The organism is Agreia sp. Leaf283 (assembly GCF_001422485.1).
Classification (GTDB): Bacteria; Actinomycetota; Actinomycetes; order Actinomycetales; family Microbacteriaceae; genus Agreia.
Window position 1 is genome coordinate 109594 of sequence record NZ_LMNF01000003.1, and the last position, 16961, is coordinate 126554.

Below are 16961 nucleotides of genomic sequence, written 5' to 3' on the forward strand. Positions count from 1 at the left end.
GAGACATGGATGACGCAGACACCCACGCACGGCTCGTCGAGCAGGGCAGGCGACTGTTCGAGGTTCTCGCCCCCGGGGCGACTCTGAACACGATCGTTCTCGATGACGGGGCCGGCATCTGCCTGCTGCACACCGTGAGGGGCGGCGGCAAGATCTATGTCGCTCCCGACCTGTCGGTGCTCTTCGTCGCCTCGACGCTCGACTTCCAGAAGGGCCTCGAGGCGTTCCTGGCCGGAAGACGCACTCCCCTCGAGAAGTTCGAGCGCCGCTCGTGACGGTCGCGCTGGTCGTCGACGCGGTCGAGCTGGAGGCTTTCGCGAGAGACATCGTTCACCAGCTCGTCGCCGCAGGCGAAGACATCGTGCTCGTTCCCACCGACGGCCTGCAGCAGCTCGCTCCGGGGTGGGATGCCGACGGTTTCGCCGAGATGGTCAGAAACCCGGCAGCGCCCCCGCACCTCGATGGCACGGAGTTGTCGCTGACGATCGGCCGCGTCGTCGTGCTGGCCTCAGCAAACTGGCTCTCTTCTACCGGGGGCTCCGACGAGTCCGCGGAGGATGCCGCCCGCGTTTTGCGCTCCGCCCTCGAGCGAGGCGTACCCATTCTTGTAGTGCCCGGATGGGAGTCCGGAGATGAGGAGGCGTTCGCTCTCGCGCGATCGACCGCGGCGACCATGCCGTCGGTCGAGTGGCTCGATCCGGGCACAGGTGCGTATGGCCGCGCGCCCGCCGTGACTCCGTCTGGCGAGATGTTCGATGCCGCCTGGGTCGAGGCCTGGTACTGGGCCTGACTACATCACCGCGCCGATGTAGGAGTACTTCACGAAGACCTCGGCAGCGATGCCGGCCTCGTCGAGCACTCCCTGCACGGCGGTCAGCATGTAGCGCGAGTCCCACCCCATGTAGAGGAAGTGCTCGTCGTCGAGCGTGTCCCAGTGGCCGTTCCACGACTGCGCCTCGTAGATCGGTCCGCCGCGCCGGGCGCTGAACGCCATCACGTCGGCCCGGGAGTCGGCCCACAGCCGCTTGAAGATGCGGTTGAAGAGGTACTTGACGTCGTAGACCTCCCAGTGCTCGCCCCGGTACTCCACGTACTCGAACTCGCGCTGCCAGCCCTGCGGCCAGCCGCGTCGCTTCTGGGCGTCGAGGATGGGCGTGAGCCCGTCGTCGTCGATCATCACGACGGCCGGTCGCTTCCAGACCTCGAGGAACCTTTCCGTGAGGCGCACGGTGCGTTCCGCGATCGCGCGGGTTCCCCAGCTCGGCACGTCGGCCAGCTCGCGGGTCAGCGCGATCGAACTCTTCGCGTAGGAGCGGTCGCGCTTGTCGAGGAACGACTTGTCGGCGGCGCGCTCGGCCAGGTGCTCCTCGAGCAGGGCCAGGTTGCCGACGGTCTGCGAGAGGGCGCGGTGGCTGTTCTGCTCGTCGTCGGTGTAGTCGGCCCATTCGCGCTCGCCGTCGCCGCTCCACAAGTCGCCGGGAGAGAGCGGGAAGATGTGCTCGACCTCGAGGTCGATGGATGCGGGCACGTCGCTGAGGCGCGCGAGAACGTAGGCCGAGTGCGGCAGCTCGGCGTACTTCAGGGCCACGCGCACACGCTCGTCGCTGGGCGTGATGCGGGAGATCGCGCGCACCAGCGCATCCGGCCCCTCGGCGCGCGCCCGGCTCAGCCGGGCGACGAGCCGGTCGTTGCTCACGCCGACGAGCGTGCGGCGCAGCAACAGCGACTGGATGTTCTCGAGCAGCTCGATGAGGCTCGTCGCGTCGAGCGCGCCCCGCGAATAGTCGAGGTAGGCCCGCATCACGAGCGGGTACATGCCGCGCCCGAAGGTGTTCAGGTAGCCGAGCTGGCGCGAGACCTCGGGGTCTGCCTCGAGGCTCGGATCGAGGAGGACGCGGTAGGCGGCCGAGAAGGAGCGCCATTCGGCGGCGTGGGTGCGCAGGGTGTCGATGTCGAGTCGGGGGAACTGCTGCTGGAACGCGTCGTACACGCCGCGCTGGCCGACGACGGTGACCTCGCGGCCGGTGGTCATGACCAGGTAGTGCCTCCAGAACGAGGCGATCTGCTCGCCCGTGTTCTGCTCGATCGGCAGCCAGAACGACTCCTCGATCTCGCTCTGCTCGACGTGGGTGAGGCCCATGAGCACGTAGTTGTGGATGAGCTCGTGGTCGCGCAGGGGCTCGCCCGTGGAGTTCAGGCTCTCGAAGATCTGCTGGGCGTTCGCGTCGGCGCCGAGGGTGATGGCCACATGCTCGAGCTTCTGCAGCCCACGCCAGATGCGGGGCACCTCGTCGAGGCGCACCTGGCTGCGGAAGAAGGCGTAGTTGTCGTCAAACCTCGAGTCGCGCAGTTCGTCGCCGGGACCGAGGTGGTCGAGTACGACGCTCTCGAAGACCTGGGCCCAGGCGCGGTGGGGGCGCAGCTTCGTGCGGGCCGGATCGGCCGCGCGCACGAGCACTCGCTGCAGCTCCGCGGCGAGCGACGGGTCGCTGTGGGCGACCGTGTGGTGGAGCGCGGCGATCAGCAGCATGAGGGTGGTGATGCGCTGCTGGCCGTCGATGAGCACGAGCTCGGAGTCGTCGGCGTCGTCGGTGCTGCGGCTCGAGAGGATCGAGCCGATGAAGTGCGTGTGCCGGTCCTCCGATCGCGAGACCGCGCGGATGTCTGCGAGCAGTTTCTCGCACGCGCCGATGTCCCAGCGGTACTGGCGCTGGTAGACGGGAACGACGATGGTCGTGTCGTCTGCCGAGAGCCACGCGACTGTGTTGACCGCGGTCGCATCGATGTTCGTGGCAGTGACCATGTTCTCGTTTTCGCCTCTCGATATGGCTGGGGTGCGCAACCGCCGAGTTTAGTCGATGGAAGATACGCGCCGACGGTGACTCGAGACGGGTTCAGGAGGAGGATGAGGACTAAAGTCCGTATCGAAATCGTCCAATGTAGGCTTGCCTAAGTTGGGCCTGTTAAAACGTGCTGGCCCCCAACGAAAGGACATGATTTTCAATCATGGGTTACATCAAATCTGCCGCTCTGGAAGAGACCGGCTATGTCGTACTCGATCGCTACAACAAGGAGATCGATCCCAAGGAGTGGCTCGACATCGAGTATGTCGACTGGAAGTCTTCGGGTGACACCCGGTTCGCGCCCCTCGCGAGCGCCTTCGGCGACATCGAGTGCAACGGCTTCTGGAACCACAAGCCGCCGCGCACCGACAAGGATGGCGTGTTCATCCCCTCGCAGGTCGAGAAGGCCCCGACCCTGACCGCACGCGCCCAGGAGCCCGGCGCCAACATCGGCCGCTGCCGCGTGATCGAGCTGCAGCCCAACAGCTACGCCGACTGCCTCTACAACCTGCACCAGGACGACAACAACCGCCTGAACCCCGACGGAACCGGATGGGTCGTTCGCGGGTTCTTCAACCTCACCGACGACACCGACAGCTTCTTCGTTCTGCGCGAGAACCGCACCGACCCCAGCGTCGAGTACCGCATCGCGCTTCCGGCCGGAGCCCAGCTCATCATCGACACCCAGCGCCTGTGGCACGCCGCCACCCACCTGGGCACCGACCCCCGCTACTGCCTGATCACGTCGTGGGAGTCGGGCCCCGAGCTCGACGCCTACATCGAGAAGTACAACGGCCAGAAGCTTGTTCCGAACTTCGAGGTCGACCAGGAGGTTCTCGACGCCGGCCAGGCCGAGCAGACCCGCCGTCTCGCCGCCCGCGCCGCGGCCCTCGCCGCTCGCGGCCAGGCCGAGAAGCTCGTCATGAGCGAGGCCTAGGCCACACCGCTCCAGTGGCTCATCGAGGGGCTCCCTTCCGAATCGGAGGGGAGCCCCTTTTTCGGCGTTGTGGGTCGAGAAGCATGCGCCCATACTTGTTCCTAATTGGAAGATACGCGGACAAAGGAGACCATCATGCCCTCGATACTCACCCCCTACCTCGGCTTTCGCGACAACACGAAAGAGGCCATGGAGTTCTACCAGTCGGTCTTCGGCGGTGAGCTCACGATGAGCCGCTATGCGGACTTCGGCATGAACGAAGACCCGTCCGAGGCCGACAAGATCATGCACGCCCAGCTCGTCTCGCCGGGCGGGCTCATCTTCATGGCGGCGGACACCCCGAACAGCATGCCGTTCACCCCGGGCGATGCCTTCTCGGTGTCGCTCAGTGGTCGGGATGTCGACGAGCTCACGGGGTTCTGGAACGGCCTCAGCGAGGGGGCGAATGTCTTCCTGCCGCTCGAGAAGGCGCCATGGGGTGACAGCTTCGGGCAGCTCATCGACCGGTTCGGCGTTCGCTGGATGGTCAACATCGGAGGCTCGCCGGACGAGCCGACGCCCCAGTCCTGACGCGCCGCGCTATCGAGCGCGCGCGTACCGGGTCAGCAGCAGCCCGTCCGACTCGAGCACGTGCACGAGTCGCATCCGGCGCGCCGCCTCGCTCTCGCCGTGCGAGATCCGGATGCCCGCCCCGCCCTCCAGGAGCGGGCTGACGGTCAGGCACAGCTCGTCGACGAGGTCGGCGGCGATGAACGTTCCGAACAGGCTCGGTCCGCCCTCGCAGAGAATCTGGGGGAGTCCTCGGCTGATGAGCGCATCGATGATGAGCTGCGGTTCGGCGTGGTCGTCTCCGCACGAGACGACCTCGGCGACCTCGCCGAGTGCGTCGCGCGCGTCGGCCGGCGCCGCCGCCGAGGTGAGCACGAGCGGCCGCACGGGAGCTTTCGTGAAGATGTCGCTCGTCGCATCGAGGTCGAGCCGGCCGGACACCAGGGCGAAAGTCGGCTGCGGTGCCAGGCCGTGCTCGACCCTCCACTGCTGGTCGGCATCCGGCAGTCGCATCGCGCCGTAACCTTCTGAGCGCGCCGTGCCCGCGCCGACGAGAACGACGTCGGCCAGACGTCGGAGGGTGTCGAACACGAGCTTGTCTGCGGGGCCGCCGAGCCCGCCCGAGAGTCCTTTCACCGTGGCGGAGCCGTCGAGGCTCGTCACGAAGTTCACGCGCAGTGTGGGAGTGCTGCGATCGGCGACAGAGTACGCCGAGACGAGGCCGGCGTCGTCGAGCGCTGCAGCCGCGGAGGAGAGCAGTGCGATGCGGGGTTCGGTCACGTCGGGCCTCGTTCTCGTGGTCAGTCGTTCTCGTCGGTCATGTTGTGGCGCAGGTGCTGCGGTTCTCGCAGGCCCAGGATGGCCTCCGTCATGCGCATCGCCTGCACGGAGCGCGGCACGTCGTGCATTCTCACGATGCGAGCGCCGAGCAGGGCGCAGGCGGTGGCAGCGGCGATGGAGCCGTCGCCGCGCTCCTCGCGTGGCGCATCGATCGACTCGCCCACGAAGTCCTTGTTCGACACGGCTGCGATGGCGGGCAGTCCGATGCGCGCGATCTCATCGAATCGCCGCGTGATCTCGAGCGAGTGGAGGGTGTTCTTGTTGAGATCGTGCCCCGGATCGATGATGATCTGCGACTCGTCCACGCCCAGCCCCATTGCCACCTCGATGCGTTCTCGCAGAAACTCGACGACGCTCTGCACCACGTCGTCGTAGCGCGGAGCCGCGTAGGCTGTGCGCGGCCGGGCGAGGCTGTGGGTGATCACGAGCGTGGCGCCGGTCGACACCGCGAGCTCGGCCAGTTCGGGATTCTGCAACCCCGTGGTGTCGTTCACCACCGAGGCGCCCGCGGCGATGCACGCTTCGGCGACCTCGGGCCGGAACGTGTCGACCGAGATGACGACATCGGAGCGGGCGGCCACGGCCTGCACGACGGGCAGCACCCGGTCGAGCTCCTCTGCGGCCGAGATCTCGGGGCCGGGTGCGAACTTGACGCCGCCGATGTCGACCCAGTCGGCTCCGGCGGAGGCCGCTGCCAGTGCGGCGTCGACGGCACGGTCGAGCGCGAAGGTCCGGCCTTGGTCGAAGAAGCTGTCGGGCGTTCTATTGACGATGGCCATCACGGCGATGCGCGAGGAGAAGTCGATGGTGCGGGCGCCGATGGTTCGCACCGGGCTCGTGAGCGGCGGCAGCGGGAATCCGGAGGCCACCGGGGGGATCGTCATGGTTCCATCATGCCTGCGCGACGACGCTCAGGAGAACGCGGCCGCCGTCCAGATGTGGACGAGCGCGTACGACCGGATCGGCCGCCAGGGCTCGGCAATGCGCTCGGCCTCGGCGGCCGTGCGCACTCCGAGCGCCCGCCTCAGAACGAGGTCGCCCGCCGGATACGCGTCGCGATCGCCGAGCGCTCGAACGGCGAGGTAGTCGGCCGTCCACGGTCCGACGCCGGGAATGGCGAGCAGAGCAGCGCGGGTGGCCACCAGGTCGGCCGACGGGCTCAGATCGAGCCCGTCGGCCGAGGCCTGAGCGACCGCGTGCAGTGTCCTCGTGCGGGCTCCCGTGAGTCCGATCGTGCGCTGCAGCTCGTCGACCGGAATCGACGCGACGACCGCGGCCCGGGGGAAGAGCATCAGGGAATCCGGCCCCGGTTCTCCGTAGGCCGCGACGAGGCGGCCGGCGAAGGTGCGCGCCGAGGCCAGAGACACCTGCTGACCCAGCACCGTCGTGAGGGCGGCTTCGTATCCGTCGGGGTGGCCGATCACGCGGAGGCCGGGCCGGGCCGCGACCAGCGGGCCCAGCCTCGGGTCGCGACCGAAGGCATCCACGATTCTCGACGGCTCGAGATCGAGGTCGAGCCAGGCTCGAACGAGGGATGCGACGGCTTCGACATCGCGTGCGTCACCGCTCGAGACGGTCGCCCTCACCGACGCCTCCCCGAGCTCGACGCGAACGGCGAGCGGTCCGCTGGGCGCGGCGATGATCCGGGTGACGGAGAAGTCGGTCAGGTCGACCCGTTCCGACCCGGGCACGGCGTGCGCAGCGATCAGCGCCAGAGCCTTCTCGCGCTCGTAGGGAGGAACGAAAGGCAGCTCGACGGTGGTCGAGTCTCCCGTCATCGCTGCATCACAGGGCGCGTGCGAGGGAGTCGAGACGGCGAAGCGGGTCGGTGCCCGCGGGGATGAAGACGACGCTCGTGGCTCCGCTGGCGTGCAGTTCGGCGATGCGGTCGCGCACCCGATCGGGTGTTCCGGTCAGGGCGAGCGCGTCGACCCACTCGTCGGGGATCGCCGCCACGAAGTCGGCCCGCGTCGCCGACCGCTCACGCAGGGCAGCGAACTCCGCGGCGAAGGGGAGGGGGTCGATGTGCGGAGCCCAGTCGGGCTCGCCGATCCACTCCAGGGCGGGGCGGGCGAGTTCTCGCGCGACGGCCGGGTCATCGTCGACCGCGGCCACGTTGTAGGCGACGACGCTGTGCGGCCCGCGGGCGTCGATGTGGCCGAGTGCCGCGGTCAGATATTCGGGCGTCACCGGCTCCGCCAGAATCGTGCCGTCGGCGGATCGGCCCGAGACCGCCAGCGACTTGGGCCCGCGCACTCCGGCGAGCACCGGGGGAGCGGTGGTAGCTGGGCTTTCGAGTTGAGCTCCGTCGATGGTCACGTAGCGCCCGTCGACCTCGAGCCGGTCGCCGGCGAGGAGCGTGCGCAGCGCGGTGAGCTGCTCGTCGAGCATCGTCAGAATGCTTGCCGGCTTGTCGCCGACCTGGCGCATCCACACGGGCATTCCGTGCCCGATTCCGAGAATCAGGCGGTCGGAATAGATCTCGGCGAGCGTGTTCGCCTCGAGCGCCGTGAACGCCGCATTGCGCACGGGCGCCGGCAGAATACCGATGCCGACCTGGATGCGCTGGGTCGAGGCCAGGGCGACGGCCGCCTGCGCGAATCCGCCGCGGAAGAAGCAATCTTCGACGACCCAGAGTTCGTCGAAGCCGAGCTGCTCGGCCTTCTGTGCGAACGGCACGATCTGGTGGGCGGGCAGGTCGCGGGGCAGCATGATGCCGACGGTGGCAGTGGTCATGGCTCCCAGACTAGATGCCTCGATCGCCCGTCGGCACGCCGGGCATCCCCGCTCCCTGAGTCTTGCCTGCGGGCATCCATCCGTCAGAAGATGCTCGCAACCCCTCCGACAAGAGCGTCGACTGACGGATGGATCGCTCGACGAGGCGCCCTGACGCAGAAACCGGTCGCATCCACCTGCTGAGGGCGGATGCGACCGGTTCGGTCGTCACGTGGCGAGGGTCAGGCGGCCTTTGCGAAGCCGTCGGCGGGCGACTGGCGTCGACGTTCGCTCCAGCCGACGTCTGCGGCCACCCGGGTGTCGCGCTCGACGCGCATCTCGTCTCCGATGCGCACATCGGGCTCGATGCGGGAGTTGCTGCCCAGGCGCGCGCCGCGGCCCACGAACACTCCGCGGCCGATGTGCACGTTCGCTCCGACGAAGACTCCGTCGGCGAGTGCCGCTCCGCGATCGACCCAGCTGCCCGCGCCGATCCATGCGTTCTGCCCGACCCGGGCATCCGATTCGACATAAGCCGACGAATCGATGAACGCGCTCGGGTGCACCTTGGCTCCCGATGCCACGCGCCCGCGCCCGTTCAGGTGACGCCGGTACTTCGTGACGACGCCGGACTCGTCTTCGATCTCTTCTATTGGTCTGGTCACTTGTGCCTCCATCTACAGCCGTTCTCACGACTCGATAGAGATAACACACAAGGGGCGAAGAGGATTCCCACCGGCCGACCCCATTGCGCTTTGCGAAAACTCAACCCCCTTTTCTCGCCATTCGCGCGGGCGTAACGTCAGCCGCATGAGTACATTCGACCCCTCCACGAATCACCTGAACGACGACGCCGTCGCAGCAGCGGCGGTCGACCGGGGAGACGCCGTCACCGGCCGTCACGCCCGACCACCTGCTGAGGCCGAACGGGACGTCGACGCTTTCGCGAGCGACGACACCCAGCCTTTCGACCCCATCACCGACGACGTCGACGGCAATCACGCCGAGCGCGCGGAACCGAACCGCAGCGCCCTCGACGAGGTGGCGCATCCGTTCGACCAGACCAACGGCATCGTCGAGGAGGTCGACCGGCAGCACGGCGAGACGCACAACAACGACGAGCAGCTCGACGCCGACCCCGATGTCGACCCCGACCTCGACCCGACGGCCGAGGACGACGAGCCCGGGCGGGAGTCGCCGAACGACCGCCGCCCCCTCGTGAACACGGCGCTGATCACCGAAGAGGTCTTCGGCGACGACGAGAGGAAGAAGCCCCGCTTCGACTGAGGCCTCAAGCCCGAGACCGGGCTACACGTCGAGCGTGTCGCCGGGTTCGAGCGCGAAGTACTGTCCGCCGTTCTGTTCGGTGGCCCACTTGATGCGGTCGCCCGTCATCGTCTTCCCCGCCTTCGAGAGAGTCATCTCGTGGGTGGGGAAGCTTCGTTTGGGCTTCACGGCCAGCACGTAGTCCATCGAGTCGCCGATCTTCAGCCACGGAGCTCCGACGGGTGCGGCGAGCACGTCGACGTCGACCCCCTCCGGCACCGTGTAGGAGTCGCCGCCGTAGTACACGGAGCCATTGATGAGTACGCCCACGTTGTCGACCACCGGGATCGACGAGTGGATCACCGCGTGCTTCTCGCCGAAGAAGCGCAGGGTGAAGGGAGCGACGGTGACCTCGTCGCCCGCTTCGACGATGGTGATCGGGAACCCGGTCGCGGCATCCGCAACGCCCTTCGGGGCGAAGATGCGAGTGTCGGGCGCCTTGTCGAGCAGGCGGGTGAGCTGCTCCGGGGTCCAGTGGTCGGCGTGCTCGTGAGTGATCACGACGGCGACGGCGCCGGAGGCCTCGGTGATCGCGGTGGTGAACGATCCGGGATCGACGAAGAGCTTCTTGCCCGACTGCTCGATGATGAGTGCGGCGTGCTCGAGTTTGGTGAGTCTCATTTCTCCAGCGTAGAACTCTCATGAAGGTCTCCGGTGCGCCTTGCACGTAGGCCATAATCGACAGATCATGACCACCTCGCCGAAGCGGATCGTTCTCGCGATCAACCCGTCGGCCTCGTTCGGCTCGAGAAGCGCCACGGGTCCTCGCGTCGTCGAGGCGCTCCTCGCCGAGGGCCACGACGTGGTCGCCCTGACCGAGCTCGATTTCGCGGCGCTCACGGCATCCGTTCGGCAGGCCCTGGATGCCGGTGGTCCGGCCGAGGCCGACGCGCTCGTCGTCGTAGGCGGTGACGGAATGGTCAGCCTTGCGGTCAATGCGACCGCCGAAACGGGCATCCCGTTCGGCATCATCCCCTCGGGCACCGGCAACGACATGGCGCGAGGGCTCGGCATTCCGCTCGACTCGCTCGACGACGCCCTGGCCTTTCTGCGCTCGGCGCTCGCGGCAGGCGCGCGAACGATCGATGCGGGCCGTGTGCACCACGCCGACGGAACGACCTGGTTCGGGGGAGTGCTCTCGGCGGGATTCGATGCCCTGGTCAACGAGCGCGCGAATCGCATGAGCCGTCCGCGCGGAGCGAGTCGCTACGTGATCGCGCTGCTCGCCGAGCTCGTCACGCTGCGCGCCCGCAGCTATGAGCTCACCGTCGACGGAGTGTCGTCCACCGTGAGCGCCTCCCTGATCGCGGTGGCGAACAATCGGTCGCTCGGCGGAGGCATGATGGTGACTCCGGATGCACTCATCGACGATGGGTACCTCGATCTGTTCCGGGTGGGGGCGCTGTCTCGTGTGCGCTTCCTGCGCCTTTTTCCGAAGGTGTTCTCGGGCAGCCATACCGGGCTCGACATCGTCGACATCTCCCGGGTGTCGCGCGTGCGCATCGATGCGGACGACGTGATCGCCTACGCCGACGGCGAGAGAATCGGCCCTCTTCCGGTCGAGGTCGAGGTCGTCGCGGGGGCGCTCCGCATCCTCGCCTGAGCCGATTGGCATTGAGGGCGGATCGTATGGCATACTCGTTGAGTTGCAGACGGCCCCATCGTTTAGCGGCCTAGGACACCGCCCTCTCACGGCGGCAGCACCGGTTCGAATCCGGTTGGGGTCACAGATAGCCCGGTTCCCCTCATTCAGGGGCGCCGGGCTTTTTCTATACTCGGGCGCGTACCCTTTTCTGCATGCGAGCAACCCTGATGTACGGCGCCGGAGACGTGCGCGTCGAGACCGTGGCCGATCCCGTTATCCAGGAGCCGACCGATGCCATCGTGCGCATCGTCGCCGGTTGCATCTGCGGCAGCGACCTCTGGCCGTACGCCTCGCGCGAGGCCACTGAAGAGGGGTCCCGCATGGGGCACGAGTTCGTCGGCGTCATCGAAGAGCTGGGCTCCGAGACCACCGACCTCGCCATCGGCGACTTCGTGATCGTGCCGTTCGTCGTCTCCGACGGCACCTGCGACTTCTGCCGCGAGGGCCTGCAGACCTCGTGCCGACACGGCGGGCACTGGGGCGGCGACCAGGACGGCGGGCAGGGCGAGCGCGCCCGCGTGCCCCAGGCATCCGGAACCGTCGTCGTCGTACCCGTGGGCTTCGACGAGAAGTTCATCCCGTCGCTGCTGAGTCTGTCCGACGTGATGTCGACCGGGTACCACGCGGCCAAGAAGGCGCAGATCGAGCCTGGGCAGACCGTCGCCGTGATCGGCGACGGAGCCGTCGGCCTCTCCGCGGTCATCGCGGCGAAGCTCATGGGCGCGTCCCGCATCATCCTGCTGGGCAGGCACGAGGCCCGCACGAATCTGGGGCGCGAGTTCGGCGCGACCGAGGTCGTGGCCGAGAGGGGCGACGAGGCCATCGCCCGCGTTCTGGAGCTGACCGACGGCGACGGCGCGCACGCCGTGCTCGAGGCCGTCGGGCTGCGGCCCGCCATCGAAACTGCGATCGCGATCGTGCGCGACGGCGGCGTGATCAGCCGGGTCGGCGTTCCGCAGTTCACCGAGGTTCCGATCGGTCGACGCGAGTTCATGCGCAACATCACCCTCACCGGTGGAGTCGCACCGGCCCGGGCGTACATCGACGAGCTCCTTCCTCTTGTGCTCGACGGCACCATCGAGCCCGGCCGTGTCTTCGATCGCACCATCGGCATCGACGAGGTGCCGGCCGGCTACCAGGCCATGGCCGACCGCGAAGCCCTCAAGGTGCTCATCCGGCCGTAGAAGAATTTTCATTCGTGTGTGATTTCTGCCCCCGCGACGACATTCCATAAGTGAGGGGGTACGAATGAATGCCGACGACGATTCGGACGCTGAGCTGGTGAGGGGCCTTGCGGCCGGAGACAAACGTGCACTCGCAGTGCTCTTGCGGAGGCATTCGCCCTCCGTCACGAGATACGCCTGGGCCCTGGTTGCGAGCCAGTCCGACGTGGAAGAGGTCGTGCAAGACACCTTCGTGACGTGTTGGCGCAAGGCTGACGGCATCGTGTTGCCCGACAGCTCGGTTCTCCCCTGGCTTCTGACCACTTGCAGATATCTGGCGCTGAACCTCAACAGGGCACGCGTCAGGCACGCCACGGACGAGCTTCCCGACGACGTGCCGGTGTCCGACCACGATGTCGATGCTCGGGATCGCCTGCGATGGGTTATGGGAGAGATCGACAAGCTCTCTGCCCTCGACCGTCGCGTATGCGAGTTGTGTTTGATCGATGGCCGCAGCTATGCGGATGCGGCAATCGAAACCGGAATCAGCGTCGGAGCCGTGCGCCAGAGGGTCTCACGGAGTCGCGCCAGGCTGCGAAAGGCGGCGATCGACAATGAGAACTGAACCTCCAGCCGGCGATGACTTCGAGCGGATGATCGTTCGCATCTCCGAGAACGTGCTCCTCGCCGCCGAGTCACAGCTCCCTGCAGCCGAAGCGGCGCCGAAACCCCGGTTCCGGTTCGGTGCCCTCAGCATCATCGTGCTCGTTGTGCTCGGTCTCGGCGCTGCGGGAGGCGCGCTGGCCATCGGCCTCGGGAATTCCCCGTGGGGTGCCGTGGAGCCGACGGCGACGACCTCGACCACTCAGGCCCCCAGCCGCACGCCCCAACCGACTCCGACTGCGACGACGCCCGCGGTGCCGACCGTGCCGACCGTGGCCATCGGGGAGGCCTCGTTCAGCCCGCCGAGCTGGGGTGCCGGCATCCCGGTCGAGCTCTCCGGATTCGCGCCGAACACGGAGTTCGCCCTCTCGATCGACTCCCACTACTCGGCCGGTTCGTCGTCTCCGGATGACTATTTCTCTGTCCTCACCACTCCCACCACGGTCACGACCGACGATCGTGGGGCGGTGTCTTTTGTGTGGACTCCAGATTCGTTCCCGCAGAACATCGCCAGTACCGAGAGTGGACAGATCTGGGAGAGTTACCTGCGCGTCGATGCCAGTGGAGGACCCGAACGGGATCCGTCCGGCGACGAATACGTCGATCCGATCGCGGCGAGCGGCCCGCTTCCCATCACCTACCTTCCTATCGATGACGTCTCGGTACAGCTGCAATCGTGCATCGAGCCAGAGGTGTTCTCGGGCCAATCGGGAGTTCCTGTGACGGTGACGGGTCTCGTGCCGGGTGAGACGGTCTACCTGAGAGGCTCGAGAACGGACAATCCCTACAGTTACTCCCTGTCAGGCGAGGGCGTGGCCGACGGGCAGGGGACGGCGGTCGTCGGCCTCTCGGGTTCGTCGGTCCAGACCTCAGCGGCGATCGCCCCGGCGCAGTGGCAGCTCACCTGGACGGGCAGCTATCGTGCGACCGCATCTGACGCGAATCCCCTCGGCTCCGTGCCGTTGACGATCGGCGGCTGCGGCTGACATGCGATGTTGCGCCGAGTGACGTCATCGGATGCCGCGGGTCACGACGTTCAGCTGGCCGTGGGTACTGTGAATTCATGAGCACAGACAGCCCGCGCGACCTGAAGAGCCTCGGATTTCTGACCATCGGCTTCTTCGACGAGGCCGATCCGTTCGGCGGGCATGAGAGCACGCTGCAGATCATCGAGCTGGGGGAGCAGTTGGGCTTCGACAGTGCCTGGCTGCGCGACCGGCACCTGCAGCACGGAATCTCGTCGCCGGTCGCCGTGCTGGCCGCCGCGAGCCAGCGCACGAGCCGCATCGAGCTCGGAACGGCGGTGATCCCGCTCGGGCTGGAGAACCCGTTCCGGCTCGCCGAAGACCTCTCGACCGTCGACGTGTTGAGTCGGGGTCGGCTGAACCCGGGCGTGAGTGTCGGGGTGCCGACGCACTTCGACGACATCAAGCACCACCTGTATCCGGACTCGTGGGAGAACGAGAATTTCACGACCGAACGGGTGGACCGCCTGCTGCACAACCTGCGCGGCGACGCGGTGAGCACGTTCGAGGGAACGGAGGGTATCGAGGCGTATTCGACGCGCATCCAGCCCCACTCGCCGGGGCTCGCCGACAGGGTCTGGTACGGAGCGGCCGGTCTGTCATCGGCCGCCTGGGCGGGGGATCGCGGGCTCAATCTCCTGAGCAGCAGCGTCGTGCGGGCCGAGGAGGACGACGACTTCGCCCGCATCCAACGGGCTCAGATCGATCTCTTCCGCGACCGGCATCCCCTGGGGCAGGCGGCTCGCGCATCCCAGGGGCTCGTCGTGATTCCCACCGACACAGCCACGGCTGAGCAGGCAGCGAAGTACCGGGCGTTCGCCGAGCGCAGATTCGCTCGAACGACCGCGCCGCAGGGGCCGCAGCGTATGCTCTTCGCTCCCGACCTCGTGGGGAGCTCGGAGGAGATCGCCGATGCGCTGCGGGCTCACGCGGGGTATCGGGCCGTCGACGAGGTCGTGTTCGCGCTGCCCTTCACCCTCGAACACGACGACTACGTGCAGATCCTCACAGACATCGCTACCGTTCTCGCACCCCTCCTTGGCTGGGAATCTGCGCACAAATCAGACTGAAGAGCCTGATGTCAAGCCCTGTGCCCCGAATAGGGCACGACCGCTAGTGTCTTGGCTGCAGTAGTCGAAATCCGCCTGCTGCACTACACAGTGCATTGGAGAGACAGTCATGAGCTTTCTCGGTTTTCTTCTTCTCGGTCTGATCGCGGGCGCAATCGCTAAGGCGATTCTTCCGGGCAAGCAGGGTGGCGGCTGGGTTATCACCCTCGTCCTCGGTGTTGTCGGAGCCCTCATCGGTGGATGGATCGGCGGCGCTGTCTTCGGCGTCGGCTACGACGGATTCTTCAGCATCCAGTCGTGGCTCATCGCCATCGTCGGTTCGATCGTTGTGCTTCTCGTCTACGGCCTCATCGTGGGCCGCGGAAGCCGCAGCCGCGCGTAACGCGCCAACACACGCTCGAAGCGCCTCGACCCCCTGTGGGTCGGGGCGCTTCGTCGTTGAGCCGGGTATCGGCATCCAATTCGCGATATATCTTGACCGACTGCTAATTCGCGATATATCTTGAGAGCAATCGACGCGATATATCGCGTTATCGACCTCAAGGAGAATTTCATGGCCATCGAGAAGTGGCTGGTCACCGGCCCCAAAGTCATCGACCTCGAACTCGTGCGTTCGGTCAAGATCAGCCTCATCGGCGGCAAGATCGACGTGATCGCCCACGACGAGCCCGGCGCCCGCGTCGAGGTGCACTCGGTCTCGGGCAGAGACCTGAAGGTCTCGATCGACGGCGACGTGCTCGAGATCGACCACCCGCAGCTCAGCTGGGACAACTTCATCGAGGTCTTCAAATCGTTCAAGGGCAACGCGAAGGCCGACATCAGCATCATGATCCCGCGCGACGCGGGCCTGAAGTTCGGCGTCGTCAACGCCGGCGCTCTCATCTCCGGCCTGCGCACCGACGCCCGGGTCAACTCCGTGTCGGGTGACATCGTGATCGACGACATCGTCGGCGACCTCGACATCAACACCGTCAGCGGCGAGATCTCCGTGAGCGACCAGGAGGGCGTGCTGAACGCGCACACCGTCACCGGCGACATCACGGTCACCGGCGCGCTGCGCAAGTTCTCCGCAGACGGTGTCTCCGGCACGGTGTTCCTCGACCTCACCGGTATTCCTGAGGAGATCAGCAACAACACGGTCAGCGGAGATCTCACCGTGCGCCTCGACCAGGATGTTCCGGCGCGTTTCAGCCTCAACAGCGTCAGCGGCACGCTGCAGGTCGACTCGACCATCACGCGCGGCACCCGTGGCCGCGGCTTCAACCACACGTCGGGCACCCTCGACGCGAAGTGGGTGGAGGTACGCGCGAACTCGGTGTCGGGCGACATCACATCGGTGCGCCGGGCGACCGTGGGGGCATCGAGCGTTCCGTCATCGGGCGTGTTCGACGCACCCGTCGACGACTCCGCGCCGTTCGACGCACCGGAGGGGGAATCCCTGTGACCCCCGTCTTCGGCCACGGCCACCTGCGGCTCTACCTGCTCAAGCTGCTCGACGAGTCGCCCAAGCACGGCTACGAGCTGATCCAGGCTCTCAGCGAGCGCTTCGGCGGCACCTACGCGCCGAGCGCCGGCACGATCTATCCTCGGCTCGCGAAGCTCGAAGACGAGGGCCTGGTCACCAAGACCGCCGACGGCCGCAAGACCGTCTACGAGATCACCGAGGCGGGCCGCGCGGAACTCGCCGCTCGCGAGGGCGACCTCACTTCGATCGAGAACGACCTCACCGACAGCGTTCGCCGGCTCGCCGACGAGGTGCGCTCGGGTGTGGGCGAGGCGATGAAGAGCCTGCGGGCCGATCTCGCATCGGCCGCCCGCCAGGCGCGCGAGGCGACGGATGCGACGAGCCAGTCGTACTCGTCATGGTTCGCCTTCGATCCCACTGAGGATGCGCCCACGCATGGTGCACCCACTCGGAATGCGACGGGCGAGGCGCCCTCCGACGAGCAGGCCGGCCCCGCCGACGAGTCGCCGGCGTCGGCCGATGCGGCGCGGGATGCGAGTCGGAACGAGATCCGCGACGTCGACATCGCGCTGGCCGAGTTCCGCCAGTCGGTGCGCACGGCGCTTCGGTCGAGCGGGGCGAAGGGAACCGTGCCCGCGGGCACGGCCGCTGCGTTCGCCCGCCGTCTCGACGAGGTGCGCGCATCCCTTCTCGACGACCTGAAGAAGTAGCCGCCGAGGC

General features: G+C 67.2%; 20 protein-coding genes and 1 tRNA gene. 14 read left to right on the plus strand and 7 right to left on the minus strand.

What is annotated here, in order from left to right; genetic code table 11:
- Positions 1–5 precede the first annotated feature (5 nt).
- Both ASF51_RS14130 and ASF51_RS14135 read left to right on the plus strand, forming a co-directional pair.
- Positions 6–275, plus strand: coding sequence for a hypothetical protein (locus tag ASF51_RS14130; RefSeq protein ID WP_055931144.1), 270 nt, complete (start codon positions 6–8; stop codon positions 273–275).
- Positions 272–790 (plus strand): hypothetical protein, encoded by a 519-nt coding sequence (locus ASF51_RS14135; protein WP_055931149.1) that lies wholly within the window; start codon positions 272–274, stop codon positions 788–790. The genes ASF51_RS14130 and ASF51_RS14135 overlap by 4 nt, the downstream gene beginning before the upstream one ends.
- Here ASF51_RS14135 and ASF51_RS14140 read toward each other — a convergent pair whose 3' ends face one another.
- Entirely contained in the window at positions 791–2803 is a 2013-nt protein-coding gene (locus ASF51_RS14140; RefSeq protein ID WP_055931151.1) for a DUF262 domain-containing protein, read from the minus strand.
- 203 nt (positions 2804–3006) lie between these two features.
- Here ASF51_RS14140 and ASF51_RS14145 point away from each other — a divergent pair, with 203 nt between their 5' ends.
- Both ASF51_RS14145 and ASF51_RS14150 read left to right on the plus strand, forming a co-directional pair.
- Complete coding sequence (locus ASF51_RS14145; RefSeq protein WP_055931154.1) at positions 3007–3780, plus strand: hypothetical protein; 774 nt, start codon at positions 3007–3009, stop codon at positions 3778–3780.
- A 135-nt stretch (positions 3781–3915) separates the two neighbouring features.
- Entirely contained in the window at positions 3916–4350 is a 435-nt protein-coding gene (locus ASF51_RS14150) for a VOC family protein (protein WP_055931157.1), read from the plus strand.
- 9 nt (positions 4351–4359) lie between these two features.
- Here ASF51_RS14150 and ASF51_RS14155 read toward each other — a convergent pair whose 3' ends face one another.
- The 5 genes from ASF51_RS14155 to ASF51_RS14175 all read right to left on the minus strand — a co-directional run bounded on the left by ASF51_RS14155 (position 4360) and on the right by ASF51_RS14175 (position 8549).
- Complete coding sequence (locus ASF51_RS14155; RefSeq protein ID WP_055931160.1) at positions 4360–5109, minus strand: pyrimidine reductase family protein; 750 nt, start codon at positions 5107–5109, stop codon at positions 4360–4362.
- Between the two features lie 20 nt (positions 5110–5129).
- A complete protein-coding gene (gene folP, locus ASF51_RS14160) occupies positions 5130–6053 on the minus strand; it encodes a dihydropteroate synthase (RefSeq protein ID WP_055931163.1) in 924 nt (307 codons plus the stop codon).
- Positions 6054–6080: 27 nt separating this feature from the next.
- Positions 6081–6947: a DNA-3-methyladenine glycosylase gene (locus tag ASF51_RS14165; protein WP_082480058.1), complete on the minus strand. Its 867-nt coding sequence runs from the start codon at positions 6945–6947 to the stop codon at positions 6081–6083.
- A gap of 7 nt (positions 6948–6954) precedes the next feature.
- Positions 6955–7905 carry an LLM class flavin-dependent oxidoreductase gene (locus ASF51_RS14170; RefSeq protein WP_055931165.1) on the minus strand — a complete coding sequence of 317 codons (951 nt, stop codon included), beginning with the start codon at positions 7903–7905 and terminating at the stop codon, positions 6955–6957.
- 221 nt (positions 7906–8126) lie between these two features.
- The gene (locus ASF51_RS14175; RefSeq protein WP_055931168.1) at positions 8127–8549 is read right to left on the minus strand and encodes a DapH/DapD/GlmU-related protein; all 423 of its coding nucleotides are present in this window, start codon (positions 8547–8549) and stop codon (positions 8127–8129) included.
- A gap of 145 nt (positions 8550–8694) precedes the next feature.
- Here ASF51_RS14175 and ASF51_RS14180 point away from each other — a divergent pair, with 145 nt between their 5' ends.
- Positions 8695–9171 carry a hypothetical protein gene (locus ASF51_RS14180; protein WP_055931171.1) on the plus strand — a complete coding sequence of 159 codons (477 nt, stop codon included), beginning with the start codon at positions 8695–8697 and terminating at the stop codon, positions 9169–9171.
- A 21-nt stretch (positions 9172–9192) separates the two neighbouring features.
- On the opposite strand, the gene ASF51_RS14185 is transcribed toward ASF51_RS14180, so the two are convergent.
- Positions 9193–9831: an MBL fold metallo-hydrolase gene (locus ASF51_RS14185; protein ID WP_055931173.1), complete on the minus strand. Its 639-nt coding sequence runs from the start codon at positions 9829–9831 to the stop codon at positions 9193–9195.
- 67 nt (positions 9832–9898) lie between these two features.
- Between ASF51_RS14185 and ASF51_RS14190 the strand changes: the two genes are divergently transcribed.
- The 9 genes from ASF51_RS14190 (at position 9899) to ASF51_RS14230 (ending at position 16951) form a co-directional block, all read left to right on the plus strand.
- Positions 9899–10813, plus strand: coding sequence for a diacylglycerol kinase family protein (locus tag ASF51_RS14190; protein ID WP_055931175.1), 915 nt, complete (start codon positions 9899–9901; stop codon positions 10811–10813).
- Between the two features lie 51 nt (positions 10814–10864).
- Positions 10865–10937 (plus strand) — tRNA-Glu (locus ASF51_RS14195).
- Positions 10938–11007: 70 nt separating this feature from the next.
- On the plus strand, positions 11008–12039 hold the full coding sequence (locus ASF51_RS14200) for an alcohol dehydrogenase catalytic domain-containing protein (protein ID WP_055931177.1): 1032 nt from the start codon (positions 11008–11010) through the stop codon (positions 12037–12039).
- A gap of 64 nt (positions 12040–12103) precedes the next feature.
- Positions 12104–12643 (plus strand): RNA polymerase sigma factor, encoded by a 540-nt coding sequence (locus ASF51_RS14205; RefSeq protein ID WP_055931180.1) that lies wholly within the window; start codon positions 12104–12106, stop codon positions 12641–12643.
- Positions 12633–13667, plus strand: a complete 1035-nt coding sequence (locus ASF51_RS14210) for a hypothetical protein (RefSeq protein WP_157412172.1) — start codon at positions 12633–12635, stop codon at positions 13665–13667. The genes ASF51_RS14205 and ASF51_RS14210 overlap by 11 nt, the downstream gene beginning before the upstream one ends.
- A 77-nt stretch (positions 13668–13744) precedes the next feature.
- The gene (locus ASF51_RS14215; RefSeq protein WP_055931186.1) at positions 13745–14776 is read left to right on the plus strand and encodes an LLM class flavin-dependent oxidoreductase; all 1032 of its coding nucleotides are present in this window, start codon (positions 13745–13747) and stop codon (positions 14774–14776) included.
- Positions 14777–14885: 109 nt separating this feature from the next.
- Positions 14886–15158, plus strand: a complete 273-nt coding sequence (locus ASF51_RS14220; RefSeq protein WP_055931188.1) for a GlsB/YeaQ/YmgE family stress response membrane protein — start codon at positions 14886–14888, stop codon at positions 15156–15158.
- Between the two features lie 171 nt (positions 15159–15329).
- Positions 15330–16220 (plus strand): DUF4097 family beta strand repeat-containing protein, encoded by an 891-nt coding sequence (locus ASF51_RS14225; protein ID WP_082480062.1) that lies wholly within the window; start codon positions 15330–15332, stop codon positions 16218–16220.
- Positions 16217–16951, plus strand: coding sequence for a PadR family transcriptional regulator (locus tag ASF51_RS14230; RefSeq protein ID WP_055931191.1), 735 nt, complete (start codon positions 16217–16219; stop codon positions 16949–16951). The genes ASF51_RS14225 and ASF51_RS14230 overlap by 4 nt, the downstream gene beginning before the upstream one ends.
- Positions 16952–16961: the final 10 nt, after the last annotated feature.